Source organism: Pseudomonas sp. REP124, from assembly GCF_020164475.1.
Taxonomy (GTDB): Bacteria; Pseudomonadota; Gammaproteobacteria; order Pseudomonadales; family Pseudomonadaceae; genus Aquipseudomonas.
This window is the reverse complement of the sequence record NZ_JAIQWX010000009.1, coordinates 39,201-56,449: the sequence shown is the minus strand read 5'-3', so window position 1 is coordinate 56,449 and position 17,249 is coordinate 39,201. Positions and strand designations below refer to the sequence as shown.

At 61.7% G+C, this 17,249-nt stretch carries 19 protein-coding genes; all 19 read left to right on the top strand.

Translation table 11 applies throughout. The annotated features are described in order from the left end of the window. Window position 1: 1 nt before the first annotated feature. Window positions 2–1,393 (top strand): sigma-54-dependent response regulator transcription factor FleR, encoded by a 1,392-nt coding sequence (fleR, locus tag K9857_RS04155; RefSeq protein ID WP_224533619.1) that lies wholly within the window; start codon window positions 2–4, stop codon window positions 1,391–1,393. 219 nt (window positions 1,394–1,612) lie between these two features. Further along, window positions 1,613–1,942 carry a flagellar hook-basal body complex protein FliE gene (gene fliE / locus K9857_RS04150; protein WP_056853024.1) on the top strand — a complete coding sequence of 110 codons (330 nt, stop codon included), beginning with the start codon at window positions 1,613–1,615 and terminating at the stop codon, window positions 1,940–1,942. Window positions 1,943–1,957: 15 nt separating this feature from the next. Continuing rightward, on the top strand, window positions 1,958–3,745 hold the full coding sequence (gene fliF, locus K9857_RS04145; protein ID WP_224533618.1) for a flagellar basal-body MS-ring/collar protein FliF: 1,788 nt from the start codon (window positions 1,958–1,960) through the stop codon (window positions 3,743–3,745). Continuing rightward, window positions 3,738–4,757, top strand: coding sequence for a flagellar motor switch protein FliG (gene fliG, locus K9857_RS04140; protein ID WP_056853022.1), 1,020 nt, complete (start codon window positions 3,738–3,740; stop codon window positions 4,755–4,757). The genes fliF and fliG overlap by 8 nt, the downstream gene beginning before the upstream one ends. Before the next feature lie 4 nt (window positions 4,758–4,761). Beyond that, the gene (gene fliH / locus K9857_RS04135) at window positions 4,762–5,550 is read left to right on the top strand and encodes a flagellar assembly protein FliH (protein ID WP_224533617.1); all 789 of its coding nucleotides are present in this window, start codon (window positions 4,762–4,764) and stop codon (window positions 5,548–5,550) included. Beyond that, window positions 5,540–6,898, top strand: a complete 1,359-nt coding sequence (fliI, locus tag K9857_RS04130) for a flagellar protein export ATPase FliI (RefSeq protein ID WP_175376845.1) — start codon at window positions 5,540–5,542, stop codon at window positions 6,896–6,898. Before fliH ends, fliI begins: the two co-directional genes overlap by 11 nt. A 6-nt stretch (window positions 6,899–6,904) precedes the next feature. Beyond that, complete coding sequence (gene fliJ / locus K9857_RS04125; RefSeq protein ID WP_224533616.1) at window positions 6,905–7,354, top strand: flagellar export protein FliJ; 450 nt, start codon at window positions 6,905–6,907, stop codon at window positions 7,352–7,354. A 189-nt stretch (window positions 7,355–7,543) separates the two neighbouring features. Then, a complete protein-coding gene (locus tag K9857_RS04120; protein ID WP_224533615.1) occupies window positions 7,544–7,843 on the top strand; it encodes an STAS domain-containing protein in 300 nt (99 codons plus the stop codon). Window positions 7,844–7,848: 5 nt separating this feature from the next. Beyond that, a complete protein-coding gene (locus K9857_RS04115) occupies window positions 7,849–9,555 on the top strand; it encodes a fused response regulator/phosphatase (RefSeq protein WP_318011742.1) in 1,707 nt (568 codons plus the stop codon). A gap of 31 nt (window positions 9,556–9,586) precedes the next feature. Continuing rightward, window positions 9,587–9,955, top strand: a complete 369-nt coding sequence (locus K9857_RS04110; protein ID WP_224533613.1) for an Hpt domain-containing protein — start codon at window positions 9,587–9,589, stop codon at window positions 9,953–9,955. 84 nt (window positions 9,956–10,039) lie between these two features. Next, a complete protein-coding gene (locus tag K9857_RS04105; RefSeq protein WP_224533612.1) occupies window positions 10,040–11,392 on the top strand; it encodes a flagellar hook-length control protein FliK in 1,353 nt (450 codons plus the stop codon). 216 nt (window positions 11,393–11,608) lie between these two features. Further along, window positions 11,609–12,109: a flagellar basal body-associated protein FliL gene (fliL, locus tag K9857_RS04100; RefSeq protein WP_224533611.1), complete on the top strand. Its 501-nt coding sequence runs from the start codon at window positions 11,609–11,611 to the stop codon at window positions 12,107–12,109. 9 nt (window positions 12,110–12,118) lie between these two features. Beyond that, window positions 12,119–13,087: a flagellar motor switch protein FliM gene (fliM, locus tag K9857_RS04095; protein ID WP_224533610.1), complete on the top strand. Its 969-nt coding sequence runs from the start codon at window positions 12,119–12,121 to the stop codon at window positions 13,085–13,087. A 67-nt stretch (window positions 13,088–13,154) separates the two neighbouring features. Continuing rightward, window positions 13,155–13,607, top strand: coding sequence for a flagellar motor switch protein FliN (gene fliN, locus K9857_RS04090; RefSeq protein ID WP_224533609.1), 453 nt, complete (start codon window positions 13,155–13,157; stop codon window positions 13,605–13,607). Beyond that, window positions 13,608–14,075, top strand: coding sequence for a flagellar biosynthetic protein FliO (fliO, locus tag K9857_RS04085; protein ID WP_224533608.1), 468 nt, complete (start codon window positions 13,608–13,610; stop codon window positions 14,073–14,075). After that, window positions 14,075–14,833, top strand: a complete 759-nt coding sequence (fliP, locus tag K9857_RS04080; protein ID WP_224533607.1) for a flagellar type III secretion system pore protein FliP — start codon at window positions 14,075–14,077, stop codon at window positions 14,831–14,833. Before fliO ends, fliP begins: the two co-directional genes overlap by 1 nt. After that, on the top strand, window positions 14,830–15,099 hold the full coding sequence (gene fliQ / locus K9857_RS04075) for a flagellar biosynthesis protein FliQ (protein ID WP_175376855.1): 270 nt from the start codon (window positions 14,830–14,832) through the stop codon (window positions 15,097–15,099). Before fliP ends, fliQ begins: the two co-directional genes overlap by 4 nt. A gap of 12 nt (window positions 15,100–15,111) precedes the next feature. Further along, window positions 15,112–15,888 carry a flagellar biosynthetic protein FliR gene (gene fliR / locus K9857_RS04070; RefSeq protein ID WP_224533634.1) on the top strand — a complete coding sequence of 259 codons (777 nt, stop codon included), beginning with the start codon at window positions 15,112–15,114 and terminating at the stop codon, window positions 15,886–15,888. A 3-nt stretch (window positions 15,889–15,891) separates the two neighbouring features. Further along, the gene (gene flhB, locus K9857_RS04065; RefSeq protein ID WP_224533606.1) at window positions 15,892–17,031 is read left to right on the top strand and encodes a flagellar biosynthesis protein FlhB; all 1,140 of its coding nucleotides are present in this window, start codon (window positions 15,892–15,894) and stop codon (window positions 17,029–17,031) included. Window positions 17,032–17,249 lie beyond the last annotated feature (218 nt).

Below are 17,249 nucleotides of genomic sequence, written 5' to 3'. Positions count from 1 at the left end.
CATGGGCATCAAGGTTTTACTGGTCGAGGATGACCGCGCTCTACGCGAAGCACTGACCGATACGCTGCTGCTCGCGGGACACGATTACAAGGCCGTCGGTTCGGCGGAAGAAGCGCTGTCGGCGGTCGAGGCCGAGGCATTCAATCTGGTGGTCAGCGACGTCAACATGCCGGGCATGGATGGTCACCAACTGCTCGGCCTGCTGCGAGCGCGGCAGCCGCAACTGCCGGTGCTGCTGATGACGGCCCACGGGGCGGTGGAGCGGGCCGTGGATGCGATGCGCCAGGGCGCGGCGGATTATCTGGTCAAGCCGTTCGAGCCCAAGGCCTTGCTCGATCTGGTCGCGCGCCATGCGCTCGGCAGTCTTGGCGCCGTCGACAACGAAGGGCCGGTGGCCTTCGAGCCTGCCAGTGCGCAGTTGCTGGAGCTGGCGGCGCGGGTGGCCCGCAGCGATTCCACGGTGTTGATCTCCGGCGAGTCCGGGACCGGCAAGGAAGTGCTGGCACGCTACATTCACCAGCATTCCCATCGCGCCAGCCAGCCCTTCATTGCGATCAACTGCGCGGCGATCCCGGACAACATGCTCGAAGCCACACTGTTCGGTCATGAGAAGGGCTCGTTCACCGGTGCCATCGCGGCGCAGGCCGGCAAGTTCGAACAGGCCGATGGCGGGACCATCCTGCTCGACGAAATCTCCGAAATGCCTCTTGGTTTGCAAGCCAAGCTGCTGCGCGTGCTGCAGGAGCGTGAGGTCGAGCGGGTAGGGGCGCGCAAGCCGATCACCCTGGATATTCGCGTGGTGGCGACCACCAACCGGGACCTGGCTGCGGAGGTGGCGGCGGGGCGTTTCCGTGAAGACCTTTACTATCGTCTGTCGGTGTTTCCGCTGGCTTGGCGACCGCTGCGTGAGCGGACCGCCGATATCCTGCCGCTGGCCGAGCGTCTGCTGACCAAACACGTCAATAAAATGAAGCACGCTGCCGCGCGATTGTCGCCGCAGGCGCAGGCCTGTCTCGTCGGTTATCCGTGGCCGGGCAATGTGCGCGAGCTGGATAACGCGATTCAGCGCGCGTTGATCCTGCAGCAGGGCGGTTTGATTCAGCCGCAGGATTTCTGCCTGACCGGCCCGATTGCCTGTGCGCCGTTGCCGGTTTCGCCACCAGTCGCCACGCCTGCGCGCCCTGTGGAGGTCGAAGCTGAATCGGCCGGCGCTCTGGGTGACGACCTGCGTCGCCGCGAGTTCCAGATGATCATCGACACCCTGCGCACCGAACGCGGCCGTCGCAAGGAAGCCGCCGAACGCCTGGGCATCAGCCCGCGCACCCTGCGCTACAAGCTGGCGCAGATGCGCGATGCGGGCATGGACGTGGAAGCCTACTTGTTCGCCACTTAATGGCCCACCCCAACCCCCTGTAGGAGCAAGCTTGCTCGCGATGGTCGTCAACGATAACGCTGGCTGTCTGTTGCCCCACGGTGTCATTGCATCCATCGCGAGCAAGCTCGCTCCTACAGATTATTCCTCGAGGCCACTGAGCTGGCACCCTTGTTGCTAACACCCCACTACCCGCCGAGTGAGCGTCAAAAAATTGCGGGCCGCCAATGAGAGTAGATCATGAGCCAAGGTATTGAATTCAATCGGTTGATGCTGGATATGCGTGCCATGCAAATGGACGCCATGTCTGCGCCGAAATCGACTGCCGCCGTCCCTGAACTGAATGGCAGCAGCTTCTCCGACATGCTCGGTCAGGCCGTCAATAAAGTGAATGACACACAGCAGGCTTCCAGCCAGCTCGCCAGTGCCTTCGAGATCGGCAAGAGCGGCGTGGACCTGACTGACGTAATGATTTCCTCGCAGAAGGCCAGCGTGTCTTTCCAGGCTCTGACCCAGGTGCGCAACAAGCTGGTTCAGGCCTACCAAGACATCATGCAGATGCCGGTTTAAGGACGAGACTCAGTCATGGCAGATGCAGTAGCCGATAACGTTCCGGCCAAGACCGCGCCGACAGAGGGCAAACCGCCGCTGTTCGGGCTGTCTTTCCTGGAAAACCTTTCCGAAATGACCATGCTGCGTCAGGTAGGCCTGTTGGTTGGCCTGGCCGCGAGCGTGGCGATTGGTTTTGCCGTGGTGTTGTGGTCCCAGCAGCCGGACTACCGTCCGCTGTACGGCAGCCTTGCCGGCATGGACACCAAGCAGGTCATGGAAACCCTGGCCGCCGCCGATATTCCGTACAACGTCGAACCCAATTCCGGTGTCTTGCTGGTCAAGGCCGACGATCTGTCCCGTGCCCGCCTGAAACTGGCAGCCGCTGGTGTCACTCCCAGCGACGGCAACGTCGGTTTCGAGATCCTCGACAAGGAACAGGGCCTGGGCACCAGTCAGTTCATGGAAGCGACCCGTTATCGTCGCGGTCTTGAAGGTGAGCTGGCGCGCACCATCTCCAGCCTGAACAACGTCAAGGGCGCCCGCGTGCACCTGGCGATTCCGAAAAGCTCGGTATTCGTGCGCGACGAGCGCAAGCCGAGCGCCTCGGTTCTGGTCGAACTGTATCCAGGTCGTGCGCTGGAACCGGGTCAGGTTCTGGCCATCATCAACCTGGTGGCGACCAGCGTTCCCGAGCTGAGCAAATCGCAGATCACCGTGGTCGACCAGAAGGGCAATCTGCTCTCCGATCAGGCGGAAAACTCCGAACTGACCATGGCCGGCAAGCAATTCGATTACAGCCGTCGCATGGAAAGCATGCTCACCCAGCGTGTGCACAACATCCTCGAGCCAGTACTGGGTAACGACCGCTACAAGGCTGAAGTTTCGGCCGATGTGGATTTCAGCGCCGTCGAGTCGACTTCCGAGCAGTTCAACCCGGATCAGCCGGCACTGCGCAGCGAGCAATCGGTCAATGAACAACGTACCGCCAGCAATGGCCCGCAAGGCGTACCGGGTGCCCTGAGCAACCAGCCGCCGTCACCGGCTTCGGCACCGCAAACCACCGGCGGGGCCGCTGCGCCTGCGGGCATGGTGCAACCAGGTCAGCCGCTGGTCGATGCCAACGGCCAGCAGATCATGGACCCGGCCACCGGCCAGCCGATGCTGGCGCCTTATCCTGCGGACAAGCGTCAACAATCGACCAAGAACTTCGAACTCGACCGTTCCATCAGTCACACCAAGCAGCAGCAGGGGCGCCTGAGCCGCCTGTCGGTGTCGGTAGTGGTGGACGATCAGGTCAAGGTCAACCCGGCCAACGGCGAAACCACCCGTGCGCCATGGAGCGCCGACGAATTGGCGCGCTTCACCCGTCTGGTTCAGGACGCGGTGGGCTTCGACGCCAGCCGTGGTGACAGCGTCAGCGTGATCAACATGCCGTTCTCCGCCGATCGCGGCGAAGTGATTGCCGACATTCCGTTCTACTCCCAGCCGTGGTTCTGGGACATCGTCAAGCAAGTGCTGGGTGTCCTGTTCATTCTGGTACTGGTGTTCGGTGTGCTGCGTCCGGTGCTCAACAACATCACCGGTGGCGGCAAGGGTAAGGAGCTGGCCGGTATCGGCAGCGACGTCGAGCTGGGTGGCATGGGCGGTCTGGACGGCGAACTGGCCAACGATCGCGTCAGCCTCGGCGGTCCGACCAGTATCCTGTTGCCGAGCCCGAGCGAGGGCTATGATGCCCAACTGAACGCAATCAAGAGTCTGGTAGCAGAAGACCCGGGTCGTGTGGCCCAGGTCGTGAAAGAGTGGATTAACGCAGATGAGTGATAACCGAGCCGTTGCCGCCAAGCTGACCAAGGTCGACAAAGCCGCGATTCTGCTGCTGTCCCTTGGTTCTACCGACGCCGCCCAGGTGCTGCGCCACATGGGGCCCAAAGAGGTCCAGCGTGTGGGCGTGGCCATGGCCCAGATGGGGAATGTGCACCGCGAGCAGGTCGAACAGGTGATGAGCGAATTCGTCGACATCGTCGGCGATCAGACCAGCCTGGGCGTCGGCTCCGACGACTACGTGCGCAAGATGCTCACCCAGGCCCTGGGCGAGGACAAGGCCAACGGCCTGATCGACCGCATCCTGCTCGGTGGCAACACCAGCGGCCTGGACAGCCTGAAGTGGATGGAACCGCGCGCCGTCGCCGACGTGATCCGTTACGAGCACCCGCAGATCCAGGCGATCGTGGTGGCGTACCTCGATCCGGACCAGGCCGGTGAAGTGCTGGGCAACTTCGACCACAAGGTGCGCCTGGACATCATTCTGCGGGTTTCCTCGCTGAACACTGTACAGCCGGCGGCCCTGAAGGAACTCAACCAGATTCTCGAGAAGCAGTTCTCCGGCAACTCCAATGCCTCGCGCACCACCCTGGGCGGTATCAAGCGGGCAGCGGACATCATGAACTTCCTCGACAGCTCCATCGAAGGCCAGCTCATGGACTCGATTCGCGAAGTCGACGAAGACCTGTCCGGTCAGATCGAAGACCTCATGTTCGTGTTCAACAACCTGGCCGATGTCGACGACCGCGGCATTCAGGCGCTGCTTCGCGAAGTGTCCTCCGACGTGCTGGTGCTGGCCCTCAAGGGTTCGGACGAAGGCGTCAAGGAAAAGATCTTCAAGAACATGTCCAAGCGTGCGGCCGAACTGCTGCGCGACGACCTGGAAGCCAAGGGCCCGGTTCGCGTCAGCGACGTGGAAACCGCGCAGAAGGAAATCCTCACCATCGCCCGTCGTATGGCCGAAGCCGGAGAAATCGTGCTCGGTGGCAAAGGCGGCGAGGAAATGATCTAACACCATGGCCAAGCATGACGATTCACCCACTGACCTGATCCGGGCCAGGGATGTCAGTGGGTTCGACACCTGGGCGCTGCCCAGCTTCGACCCGCCGGTACCTGAGCCTGAGCCTGAGCCGGAACCCGAACCGCCGGAAATCGAGGAAGTGCCGCTGGAGGAAGTCCAGCCACTGACCCTCGAGGAGCTCGAAAGCATTCGTCAGGAGGCTTACAACGAAGGCTTCGCCGTAGGCGAGCGCGAAGGTTTCCACAGCACCACGCTCAAGGTTCGCCAGGAAGCGGAAGCTGCGCTGGCGCCCAAACTCGCGGGGCTGGAGCAACTGATGGTGCATCTGTTCGAGCCTATTGCCGAGCAGGACACCCTGATCGAAAAGTCCCTGGTGGATCTGGTGCAGCACGTCACCCGCCAGGTGATCCAGCGTGAACTGGCCATCGATTCGAGCCAGATCGAACACGTCATGCGCGAAGCCCTCAAGCTGCTGCCGCTGGGCGTGAACAACGTACGCCTGTACATCAATCCCCAGGATTTCGCCCAGGTCAAAGCCCTGCGCGAGCGCCATGAAGAAACCTGGCGCATCGTCGAGGACGAGTCGCTGCTGCCCGGCGGTTGCCGGGTCGAGACCGAGCACAGTCGCATCGACGCCACTGTCGAGACCCGTGTAGCGCGGGTGATGGACAAGTTGTTCGATCAACTCCACGAACAGGCCCTGCATCCGGCTGCGGCCGACGTGACCCTGGAACTGCCGATCGACAGCCAACCTGCCGCTGCGGACACTCCCGATGCGCCTTGAACGCACCAGTTTCGCCAAGCGCCTGGGCAGCTATGCCGAGGCCACGCAACTGGAAGGCGCGCCGATCCTCGAAGGCCGCCTGCTGCGCATGGTCGGCCTGACCCTCGAAGCCGAAGGCCTGCGCGCTGCCATGGGCAGTCGCTGCATGGTGATCAACGACGATAGCTATCATCCGGTGCAGGTCGAAGCCGAAGTCATGGGCTTCTCCGGCAGCAAAGTCTTTCTGATGCCAGTGGGCAGCGTGGCCGGTATCGCCCCCGGCGCGCGTGTGGTGCCGCTGATGGAAAGCGGGCGCCTGCCGATGGGCATGAGCATGCTCGGGCGCGTGCTCGACGGCGCCGGTCGTGCGCTGGACGGCAAGGGCGGAATGAAGGCCGAAGACTGGGTGCCGATGGATGGCCCGACCATCAACCCGCTCAAGCGTGAACCGATCAGCGAGCCGCTGGACGTGGGCATCCGCTCCATCAACGGCATGTTGACGGTCGGTCGCGGTCAGCGACTCGGCCTGTTCGCCGGTACTGGCGTGGGTAAATCCGTATTGCTGGGCATGATGACCCGCTTCACCGAGGCCGACATTATTGTCGTCGGGCTGATCGGTGAGCGGGGTCGTGAAGTTAAAGAATTCATCGAGCACATCCTCGGTGAAGAAGGTCTCAAGCGTTCGGTGGTCGTGGCGTCACCAGCGGACGATGCACCACTGATGCGTCTGCGCGCGGCCATGTATTGCACGCGCATCGCCGAGTATTTCCGCGACAAGGGCAAGAACGTCCTGCTGCTGATGGATTCGCTGACTCGTTTCGCCCAGGCTCAGCGGGAAATCGCCCTGGCCATCGGCGAGCCGCCAGCGACCAAGGGCTATCCGCCTTCGGTGTTCGCCAAGCTGCCGAAACTGGTGGAGCGGGCGGGTAACGCCGAGAAGGGCGGCGGCTCGATCACCGCGTTCTACACCGTATTGTCCGAAGGTGATGATCAACAGGACCCGATTGCCGACTCCGCGCGAGGCGTGCTCGACGGACACATCGTGCTGTCCCGGCGTCTGGCCGAGGAAGGGCATTACCCGGCCATCGATATCGAGGCGTCGATCAGCCGGGTCATGCCGGCGGTGGTGTCGCCGGAGCACATGACGCGAGCGCAGTACTTCAAACAGTTGTGGTCGCGCTATCAACAGAGCCGCGATCTGATCAGCGTCGGAGCCTATGTGGCCGGCGGCGACCGCGAGACCGACCTGGCGATTTCCCTGCAACCGCAGTTGGTCAAATACCTGCGCCAGGGCCTCAACGACAGCATCAGTCTGGGCGAAAGCGAAGCCTATCTCGCCTCGATCTTCGCACCTGCGGCGGGCGGTTAACCGGTCATGGCCCAGAGTCGCGCAGGGCGCCTCGCCCCCGTGGTGGAAATGGCCGAGAAGGCCGAGAAAACCGCGGTCCAGCGCCTGGGGCATTTTCAGGGACAGGTGCGGCTGGCCGAGAGCAAGCTGGCGGACCTGGAAGCCTTTCGTCTCGATTATCAGGAACAGTGGATCGTGCGCGGTAGCAGCGGCGTGAGCGGACAATGGTTGCTGGGTTATCAGGGCTTTCTGGCGCAGTTGGGCACCGCTATCGATCAGCAACGCCAGAGCCTGGCCTGGCACCAGAACAACCTGAACAAGGCGCGCGATACCTGGCAACAGGCCTTCGCCCGGGTCGAGGGGTTGCGTAAACTGGTTCAACGTTACATGGACGAGGCGCGGGCGATCGAGGACAAGCGCGAGCAGAAGCTGCTTGATGAGTTGTCCCAGCGGTTGCCGCGGCAGGAGCAGTATTGAATCCGGTGGACCGCGTTATCGTTCTTCGCGGGCAAGCCTCGCTCCCACAAAAAACTTCACACCTATCCGTAGGAGCGAGGCTTGCCCGCGAAAGCAATTTCATAGGCTCCGCGATGCCGCCTTGCCCCAACCTTTACCAAATGCTACACCTTGTACAAGAAGGTTCATCAATGACAAGGAAGCCATGAAATGTCAGTCATTACCGAAGTTTCCCCGGATGGCCAAAAACTGACGATCTCGGTCAGAGGTCGATTCGATTTCGCCAAACATCAGGAATTCCGCGAATCCTACGAGGACAGAGATCTCGGCGCCGTCGTGATCGACCTGAAGGAAGCCACCTACCTGGACAGCTCCGCGCTGGGCATGTTGCTGCTGTTGCGTGACCACGCCGGCGGCGACGATTCGGATATTCGCGTCGTCAACAGCAGCTCCGACGTGCGAAAAATTCTCGCGATCTCCAACTTCGACAAGCTGTTCGACATCAGTTGAGCGCCGTGCAGGCTGTACTCGAGTCGCTGACGATCCTGATCGCCGAGGATAGCGCGGCCGATCGCATGCTGCTGTCGAGTATCGTCCGTCGCCAGGGCCATCAGGTGCTGACGGCGGGCAACGGTGCCGAAGCGGTCGAAGCCTTTCGCCAGCAGCGTCCGCAACTGGTCCTGATGGACGCGATGATGCCGGTGATGGACGGCTTCGAAGCGGCGCGGCAGATCAAGGAGCTGGCCGGGGAAACCCTGGTGCCGATCATCTTCCTGACCTCGTTGTCCGAGAGCGAAGCCCTGGCTCGCTGTCTGGAGGTAGGGGGCGACGATTTTCTGGCGAAACCCTATAACCAGGTGATCCTGGCCGCCAAGATCAAGGCGATGGATCGCCTGCGGCGACTGCAGGCGACCGTGCTGGAGCAGCGCGACCAGATCGCCCGGCATCACGAGTATCTGCTCAACGAGCAGCGGGTGGCCAAGGCGGTGTTCGACAAAGTCGCTCACTCCGGCTGCCTGAACGCCCCCAACATCCGCTATCTGCAATCGCCCTACGCGCTATTCAACGGTGACTTGCTGTTGGCCGCGTTCACGCCCTCCGGCGACATGCACGTACTGCTTGGCGATTTCACTGGCCACGGTTTGCCGGCGGCGGTCGGTGCGATGCCGCTGGCAGAGGTGTTCTACGGCATGACCGCCAAGGGGTATGGCCTGGCGGAAACCCTGCGCGAGATGAATGCCAAGCTCAAGCGCATCCTGCCGGTGGACATGTTCTGTTGCGCGACGCTGCTGTGTCTGAGTTTTCAGCGTCAGTCGGTGGAGGTCTGGAACGGCGGCATGCCCGATGGTTACTTGCACAGCATCGGCACCGGAGAACGCAAGCCGCTGAAGGCCCGGCATTTGCCGCTGGGTGTGCTCAGCCCGCAGACCTTCGATGACCGCACCGAAGTGTTTCCAATGGCCCTCGGTGATCGGGTTTTCCTGCTGTCCGACGGGGTCATCGACACCTGCGACGTCAACGATCAGCTGTTTGGCGTTGAGCGCTTGCAGCAGGTGTTTGCCGCCAATCGGGAGCCTGATGCGTTGTTCGAGGACATCGAACAAGCGCTGCGGGATTTTCGTGGCGAGGCCCGGGACGATGTGAGTATGGTCGAGATCAGCCTGCTGGACCCGATCCTGCTCAGCCCGCCGGCGCCGATCTATTCCGACAGTGGCCAGTCCTGCCCGCTGGACTGGTCGGTGAGTTTCGAATTCCGCGCCGCCACGCTCAAGCGCTTCAATCCGCTGCCGTATCTGCTGCAACTGCTGCTTGAAGTGCACGGCCTGCGGGCGCAGAGCGGGGCGCTCTACAGTGTTCTGGCCGAGTTGTATTCCAATGCCCTGGAGCATGGCGTGCTGGGGCTCGATTCGAGCCTCAAGCGCGATGTCGCCGGTTTCGCCCGTTATTACCAGGAGCGCAATGCCCGCCTGGAAGCGTTGCAGGATGGCTACGTGCGGGTGCATCTACAGGTCTCGCCGCAGGGCGAGGGTGGCTGTCTGGTGATTCGCGTCGAGGATAGCGGCAAGGGTTTTGATGTCGAACGAGTGATGCAGCGACCGGTCGATCCTGTCCGTTTGTCGGGACGCGGCGTCAGTCTGATCCGTCAGTTGGGGCGTAACGCCGGTTGGTCCGACGATGGTCGAAGTGCCCGCGTGGAGTTTTTCTGGGAGGGTCTGGCATAATTCCGCGCATTCTTGATCAAGGAGTGAGCAAGTGGCTGATACACATCTTGACCCGGACGTGCTGAGCGCGTTGCGGGACGTCATGGAGGATGAGTTCTCGACATTGATCGATACCTTCCTCACCGACTCCGAACAGCGGTTGCGGCAATTGGCCGTGGCTGTCGAGCCTACGCAGTTGCTGGAAACGGCCCACAGTTTCAAGGGCAGCAGCAGCAACATGGGCGCTATTCGCCTGGCGGAGCTGTGCCACGACCTGGAGTACAGGGCAAAGGAGCGCAATCTGTCCGGCGTTGAATCGCTGATCGCGGAAATCTCCCGCGAATTCGCTTTTATCCGGCCTCTCTATGAAGAAGAGCGACAGCGTTCGCACTCTGCCATCGCGACCGTTCGGCCGTATTGATCCACATCAAGGCAAAGCTGGCGCGACCCTTGCAGTCTAATCTCCCAACTGTACCTACGATCCCAGTGCAGCGGAGACCGTTTAATGCCCGTTACCCCCAATATTCTTCTTCAGGCCGCCGCGCAGGCCAAAGCTCAGGCCACCAACGCCAATTCCGTGGCGCAGGCCGCCGAGCCCGGGGACAAGGCTGCAAGCTTCGCTCAGGTCTACGCCAAGCAGGCGCAAAACAAACCTGCTCCCGCGGCGGATAACCCGGTCAAACCGGCCCGCGATAAGGTAGCGGACAATGCCGGCAAGAAGGATGTCGTCGACGACAAGCCTGCCGCCGACGAACCGGTGGTTGCCGATAGCGGCAAAACCTTGCCCGCCGACAAGCCGGCGCAAGCTGATGACAAAACCGACGATGATGCGGCGAATGCTGCTCAGACTCCGGTTGCCAATGCGGCACCGGTAGATCCGGCTGTAGATCCGGCCCTGTTGCAGGCGGTCCAGCCCACTGTCACGACGCCCGTTCCGGCAACGCCGCCAGCGGTCGATCCGCAACCGGCGCCGATTCAAGCGGCGGCTGTCGCGGCAACTCCCGCGCAGGCCGTTGCCGACACTGACACCGATTTCGACCCTGAAGCCGATCCCCTCGACGCACTGCCCGCTGTCCGTATGGCCATGGAGCAGAGCGGTCATGTGTCGGCGTCCAGTCAGGCGCAACCCAAGGCGGCGCCTACACCAGCCCAGGCGCAAGCCGACGGCGAGCAGACCGCCGCGCAGAACTTTGCCGCCGGCATGGCCAGCATGCTTGATGCCCAAGCCAGCAAGGACAGCACCAGCCAGGGCGGCGACAAGGCTTTCAGCGGCCTGATCGACGATGGTCTGAAGGACCTGAAGTCCGCCAGTAGCGATACCCGGGTCGATGACTTCGCCAATCGTCTGGCGGCGCTGACTCAGGCGGCCACGCCGAAGACCGCCAATGCCGTGCCGGTAAACCAGCCAATCGCCATGCACCAGAGCGGCTGGACCGAAGAGGTGGTGAACCGCGTCATGTACCTGTCCAGCGCCAATCTCAAGGCGGCGGATATTCAGCTGCAACCCGCGGAACTGGGGCGCCTGGACATTCGGGTGAACATGGTTCCGGACCAGCAGACTCAGGTGACCTTCATGAGCGCGCATCCCGGCGTTCGCGAAGCGCTGGACGGGCAAATGCATCGCCTGCGTGACATGTTCGCGCAGCAGGGCATGGGGCAGGTCGACGTCAACGTCTCCGACCAGTCCCGGGGTTCGCAGCAGGGCCAGGAACAGGCCCAGCAGAGCCAGAGCGGGCGAACCAGTGCCAGCGGCGGTCGCCTCGACGCCGTGGATGACGAGATCGCACCGAGCGTCGCAGAGGTGGCTGCGGCAACCACCAGCGTGATTGGCTCCAGCGCGGTCGACTACTACGCCTGATCCGCTTCACCTCGCCCCCTGTAGGAGCGAGCATGCTCGCGATGGTCGTCAACGATAACGCTGGCGGCCTGACACCCCGCGGTGTCTGGGCTTGCATCGCGAGCGTGCTCGCTCCTACAGGAGGCGCGTCCGTCTCCTATCCGATCGTTCTGGCATAACCTTTGCTCTTCCCTATCCGTGCGACTGTGAAACCCCGAATAGTGACGGATTATTGGCATGGCGAAGAGCGACGCAGCAGTAAAAGACCCCGCAACCAAAGGCAAACTCAAGTTGATTATCCTGATCGTAGTAGCCGTGCTACTGGCGATCGGTTTGTCCGTGGGAGCGACCTGGTACTTCATGCACAGCGCTCAGAGCAAGCCTGTCGAGGTGGCTGAAGTGGTTCCGGTGGGCAAGCAGCCGGCGATTTTCGAGTCGATGGCACCTGCGTTCGTCGCCAACTACAACCAGAACGGCCGTCAGCGCTACATGCAGGTGAGCATCACCATGCTCGCGCGCAGTCAGGCCGACATGGACGCCCTCAAGGTGCACATGCCGGTGATCCGCAATAACCTGGTCATGCTGTTCTCCGGACAGGATTTCGCCACGCTCGCCTCGCCAGTAGGTCAGGAAATGCTGCGTCAGAAAGCCACGGCCAGCGTTCAGGAAGTGGCGCAGAAAGAACTCGGCAAAGTGGTTGTCGAACAGTTGCTCTTCACTAATTTCGTATTGCAGTAGGTACACGACATGGCCGTGCAGGACCTCCTGTCCCAGGATGAGATCGACGCGCTGTTGCATGGCGTGGACGACGGTCTGGTACAGACCGATACCGTTGCCGAGCCCGGCAGCGTCAAAAGCTACGACCTGACCAGCCAGGATCGCATCGTCCGCGGACGCATGCCGACCCTGGAAATGATCAACGAGCGTTTCGCTCGCTACACGCGCATCAGCATGTTCAACATGCTGCGTCGTTCGGCGGACGTGGCGGTCGGTGGCGTGCAGGTGATGAAGTTCGGCGAATACGTGCACTCGCTGTACGTGCCGACCAGCCTGAACCTGGTCAAGATCAAACCGCTGCGCGGTACCGCGTTGTTCATCCTCGACGCCAAGCTGGTGTTCAAGCTGGTGGACAACTTCTTCGGCGGCGACGGCCGTCACGCGAAGATCGAAGGGCGTGAATTTACCCCGACCGAACTGCGTGTGGTGCGCATGGTGCTTGAGCAGGCCTTCGTCGACCTTAAGGAAGCCTGGCAGGCGATCATGGAAGTGAACTTCGAGTACATCAACTCGGAAGTGAACCCGGCCATGGCCAACATCGTCGGCCCGAGCGAGGCCATTGTGGTGTCGACCTTCCACATCGAACTCGATGGCGGTGGCGGCGACCTGCACGTGACCATGCCGTATTCGATGATCGAGCCGGTGCGTGAAATGCTCGACGCCGGCTTCCAGTCCGATCTCGACGACCAGGACGAGCGCTGGGTCAATGCCCTGCGCCAGGACGTCATGGATGTCGACGTGCCGATCGGCGCGACCGTCGCCCGTCGCCAGCTGAAACTGCGCGACATTCTGCACATGCAACCGGGGGACATCATCCCGGTGGAAATGCCAGAAGACATGATCATGCGCGCCAACGGCGTGCCGGCCTTCAAGGTCAAGATGGGTTCGCACAAAGGCAACCTGGCGTTGCAGGTGATCGAGCCGATCGAGCGCCGCTGAGGCGCATCACACATTCGTATTTAACTGACGGCTTCCCCTTGAAAGGTGGCCTGCCGAGGACACATTGATGACTGACGATATGAACAACGACCAGGCGCTGGCTGACGAGTGGGCTGCGGCCCTGGAAGAGTCCGGTGATGGTGGTCAGGCCGATATCGACGCCCTGCTGGCGGCCGATGCAGGTATTTCCAGCTCCAACCGTGTACAGATGGAAGAGTTCGGCAGCGCGCCGAAAAACAATGAGCCGGTGAGCATGGACGGTCCGAACCTGGACGTGATCCTCGACATTCCGGTGTCGATCTCCATGGAAGTGGGCAGCACCGACATCAACATCCGCAACCTGCTGCAACTCAACCAGGGTTCGGTGATCGAGCTGGATCGTCTGGCCGGTGAGCCGCTGGACGTGCTGGTCAACGGCACCCTTATCGCCCACGGCGAAGTGGTGGTAGTCAACGAGAAGTTCGGCATCCGCCTGACGGACGTGATCAGCCCAAGCGAACGTATCAAGAAGCTGCGCTGAGTGAAAAAGCTCCTGGGTGTTCTGGCGGCGCTGATGTTGCCGCTCTTCGCGCTGGCCGCCGAGCCGGCCGCGACGACAGCGGCGACCACCGCCGCAACCGCTGCCGCGCCTGTGGCCAGCAGTGGCGTTGCCGGGCAATTGACGCAACTGGTGCTGGGCCTGCTGCTGGTGGTGGGGCTGATCTTCTTCCTCGCCTGGCTGTTGCGCCGGGTCCAGCAGGCAGGGCCAGCGGGCAAGGGGCAGGTGATCGACATCGTCGGCACCCGAGCGCTCGGTCCGCGTGACCGTCTGGTGCTGGTGCAGGTGGGCAACGAGCAGATTCTGCTTGGCCTCAGCCCCGGCACAATCACCGCGCTGCACGTGCTCAAGGAGCCGGTGCAGGTGCCGGGTACCACAGAGAAAACCACACCCGAGTTTGCCCAGCGCCTGATGGAACTGTTGGGCAAGGATCAGAAGGATAAGAAGTGATGGGTGCGTTACGCATCGTCTTGACGCTGGCCCTGATGCTGGCCGCGCCGCTGGCGTTTGCCGCCGATCCGTTGTCGATTCCGGCGATCACACTGGGCACCAACGCCCAGGGCGCCCAGGAATATTCGGTCAGTCTGCAAATCCTGCTGATCATGACCGCGCTGAGTTTCATTCCGGCGTTCGTCATGCTGATGACCAGCTTCACCCGGATCATCATCGTGTTCTCGATCCTGCGTCAGGCCCTGGGCCTGCAACAGACGCCGTCGAACCAGATCCTCACGGGCATGGCGCTGTTCCTGACTCTGTTCATCATGGCCCCGGTGTTCGACCGGGTTAACCAGGACGCCCTGCAACCGTATCTGGCGGAAAAGATGACCGCTCAGGACGCGATCGCCAAGGCCCAGGTGCCGATCAAGGACTTCATGCTCGCCCAGACCCGCACCAGCGATCTGGAGCTGTTCATGCGCCTGTCCAAGCGCACCGACATCGCTACGCCCGATCAGGCGCCGCTGACCATCCTGGTGCCGGCGTTCGTGACCTCTGAGCTCAAGACCGCGTTCCAGATCGGCTTCATGATCTTCATTCCGTTCCTGATCATCGACCTGGTGGTGGCCAGTGTGCTGATGGCCATGGGTATGATGATGCTGTCGCCGCTGATCATTTCCCTGCCGTTCAAGATCATGCTGTTCGTGCTGGTGGACGGCTGGGCGCTGATCATCGGTACCCTGGCCAGCAGTTTCGGGGGTGTATCGCCATGACGCCAGAAGTCGCCGTCGACATATTCCGTGATGCCCTGTGGCTGACCACGCTGATGGTCGCGGTGCTGGTGATACCGAGCCTGCTGGTGGGCCTGGTGGTGGCGATGTTCCAGGCCGCCACCCAGATCAACGAACAGACCCTGAGCTTCCTGCCGCGTCTGCTGGTAATGCTGGTGACCCTGATCGTCGCCGGTCCGTGGCTGGTGCAGACCTTCATGGAATACATCCTGCAGCTCTACCACAGCATTCCGCAGGTCATCGGCTAAACCATGTCTTCCCTGTTGCAACTGACGGACACCCAGATCAGTACCTGGGTGGCGGCCTTCATGTTGCCGCTGTTCCGCATCGGCGCCTTGCTGATGGTCATGCCGGTGTTCGGTACTTCGCTGGTGCCCAAGCGCATTCGTCTCTATTTCGCTCTGGCGATCACCGTGGTGCTGGCACCCAATCTGCCGCCGATGCCGCCGGTCAATGCGCTGGACCTGAGCGGCTGGCTGCTGATCGGAGAGCAGATCCTGATTGGCGCGATCCTCGGTTTCTCCCTGCAATTGTTCTTTCAGGCGTTCGTGATTGCCGGGCAGATCCTCGCGATCCAGATGGGCATGGGCTTCGCCTCGATGGTCGACCCCACCAACGGCGTGTCGGTGGCGGTGATCGGGCAGTTCTTCACGATGTTGGTGACCCTGATGTTCCTGGCGATGAACGGCCATCTGGTGGTGTTCGAGGTACTTACCGAGAGCTTTACCACGCTGCCGGTGGGCAGCGGACTGATGACCAACCATTACTGGGAGTTGGCCGGCAAGCTGGGCTGGGTGCTTGGCGCGGCGCTGGTGCTGGTACTGCCGGCGATCACCGCGCTGCTGGTGGTCAACATCGCGTTCGGCGTGATGACCCGGGCGGCGCCGCAACTGAACATTTTCTCCATCGGCTTTCCGCTGACCCTGGTGCTGGGGATGTTCATCCTCTGGGTCGGGCTGGCGGACATTCTCAATCAGTATCAACCGCTGGCCACCGAAGCCCTGCAGTTTTTACGCGAACTGGCGAGGGCGAGCTGAGCCATGTCTGAGAGCGAGAGCGGTCAGGACAAAACAGAAGACCCCACGGAGAAAAAGAAAAAGGACGCACGAGAGAAGGGCGAGATCGCCCGTTCCAAGGAGCTCAACACGCTGGCGATCATGCTGGCCGGTGCCAGCGCGCTGCTGATTTTCGGCGGCATGCTCGCCCAGGAAATGATGGAGCTGATGCGCCTGAATTTCTCCCTGTCCCGGGAGGTGGTGCTGGATCAGCGCTCGATGGGCCTCTTTCTGCTGCAGTCGGGGAAAATCGCCTTGCTGGCGATTCAGCCGGTGATGATCACCCTGATGCTGGCCGCACTGATCGGTCCGATTGCCTTGGGTGGCTGGCTGTTCTCCGCCGGCACCATGGCACCCAAGTTCAGTCGCATGAACCCCGGCGCCGGTCTCAAGCGGATGTTCTCGACCAAGTCCGTGGCCGAGTTGCTGAAGGCTTTGGCGAAATTCTTCATAGTTCTGTTCGTGGCCTTGGTCGTGCTGTGGTCAGACATCGACGACCTGCTGCGCATCGCCCACGAACCGCTGGATCGGGCAATCACCCACAGCCTGCAAGTAGTCGGCTGGAGCACGCTGTGGATGGCTTGCGGGCTGATCATCATCGCCGCCGTGGACGTGCCGATTCAGCTGTGGGAAAGCATCAAGAAGCTGAAGATGACCAAGCAGGAAGTGCGCGACGAGCACAAGGATCAGGAAGGGCGGCCGGAGGTCAAGCAACGGATTCGACAGCTTCAGCGAGAAATGTCCCAGCGCCGGATGATGGCCGCGGTGCCCGAGGCCGATGTAGTCATCACCAACCCGACTCACTACGCCGTGGCGCTCAAATACGACTCGGACAAAGGTGGCGCGCCGGTGCTGATTGCCAAGGGCAGTGACTTTCTGGCGCTGAAAATCCGTGAAATCGCAGCCGCCAACGAAGTCCTGCTGCTGGAATCGCCGGCACTGGCGCGGTCGATCTACTACTCCACCGAACTGGAACAGGAAATCCCTGGCGGACTGTACCTGGCGGTGGCGCAGGTGCTGGCGTATGTCTATCAGATCCGCCAGTACAAGGCGGGCAAGGGCAAACGACCGGAGCCGCTCAAGGATGACCTGCCGATTCCGCCGGATTTGCGGCGTGATTCCTGATTTTTGAGTTGGTAATGCCGGACGCTTCGCGGGCAAGCCTCGCTCCTACAGCTAATCGGATTCTGTAGGAGCGAGGCTTGCCCGCGAAAAACATTTGCGAACAACAAAAAATCCCCTGAAATCCCCCAATTCCCTGTCCATGCAAAAGTTGGAAAGCTTTTTGCAATAACCCCCGTGCGCCTGTTTCCGGCGTCAAAAGTTTGCTTCACGTCACGGGG

What these genes read in the sequence shown, in the direction of transcription:
- fliE (WP_056853024.1), top strand. Translation starts at nt 1,613, where the DNA reads ATGAGCCAAGGTATTGAATTCAATCGGTTGATGCTGGATATGCGTGCC.
- fliL (WP_224533611.1), top strand. Translation starts at nt 11,609, where the DNA reads ATGGCGAAGAGCGACGCAGCAGTAAAAGACCCCGCAACCAAAGGCAAA.
- flhB (WP_224533606.1), top strand. Translation starts at nt 15,892, where the DNA reads ATGTCTGAGAGCGAGAGCGGTCAGGACAAAACAGAAGACCCCACGGAG.
- fliM (WP_224533610.1), top strand. Translation starts at nt 12,119, where the DNA reads ATGGCCGTGCAGGACCTCCTGTCCCAGGATGAGATCGACGCGCTGTTG.
- fliI (WP_175376845.1), top strand. Translation starts at nt 5,540, where the DNA reads ATGCGCCTTGAACGCACCAGTTTCGCCAAGCGCCTGGGCAGCTATGCC.
- fliJ (WP_224533616.1), top strand. Translation starts at nt 6,905, where the DNA reads ATGGCCCAGAGTCGCGCAGGGCGCCTCGCCCCCGTGGTGGAAATGGCC.
- fliG (WP_056853022.1), top strand. Translation starts at nt 3,738, where the DNA reads ATGAGTGATAACCGAGCCGTTGCCGCCAAGCTGACCAAGGTCGACAAA.
- K9857_RS04105 (WP_224533612.1), top strand. Translation starts at nt 10,040, where the DNA reads ATGCCCGTTACCCCCAATATTCTTCTTCAGGCCGCCGCGCAGGCCAAA.
- fleR (WP_224533619.1), top strand. Translation starts at nt 2, where the DNA reads ATGGGCATCAAGGTTTTACTGGTCGAGGATGACCGCGCTCTACGCGAA.
- fliF (WP_224533618.1), top strand. Translation starts at nt 1,958, where the DNA reads ATGGCAGATGCAGTAGCCGATAACGTTCCGGCCAAGACCGCGCCGACA.
- fliN (WP_224533609.1), top strand. Translation starts at nt 13,155, where the DNA reads ATGACTGACGATATGAACAACGACCAGGCGCTGGCTGACGAGTGGGCT.
- fliQ (WP_175376855.1), top strand. Translation starts at nt 14,830, where the DNA reads ATGACGCCAGAAGTCGCCGTCGACATATTCCGTGATGCCCTGTGGCTG.
- K9857_RS04120 (WP_224533615.1), top strand. Translation starts at nt 7,544, where the DNA reads ATGTCAGTCATTACCGAAGTTTCCCCGGATGGCCAAAAACTGACGATC.
- fliH (WP_224533617.1), top strand. Translation starts at nt 4,762, where the DNA reads ATGGCCAAGCATGACGATTCACCCACTGACCTGATCCGGGCCAGGGAT.
- fliP (WP_224533607.1), top strand. Translation starts at nt 14,075, where the DNA reads ATGGGTGCGTTACGCATCGTCTTGACGCTGGCCCTGATGCTGGCCGCG.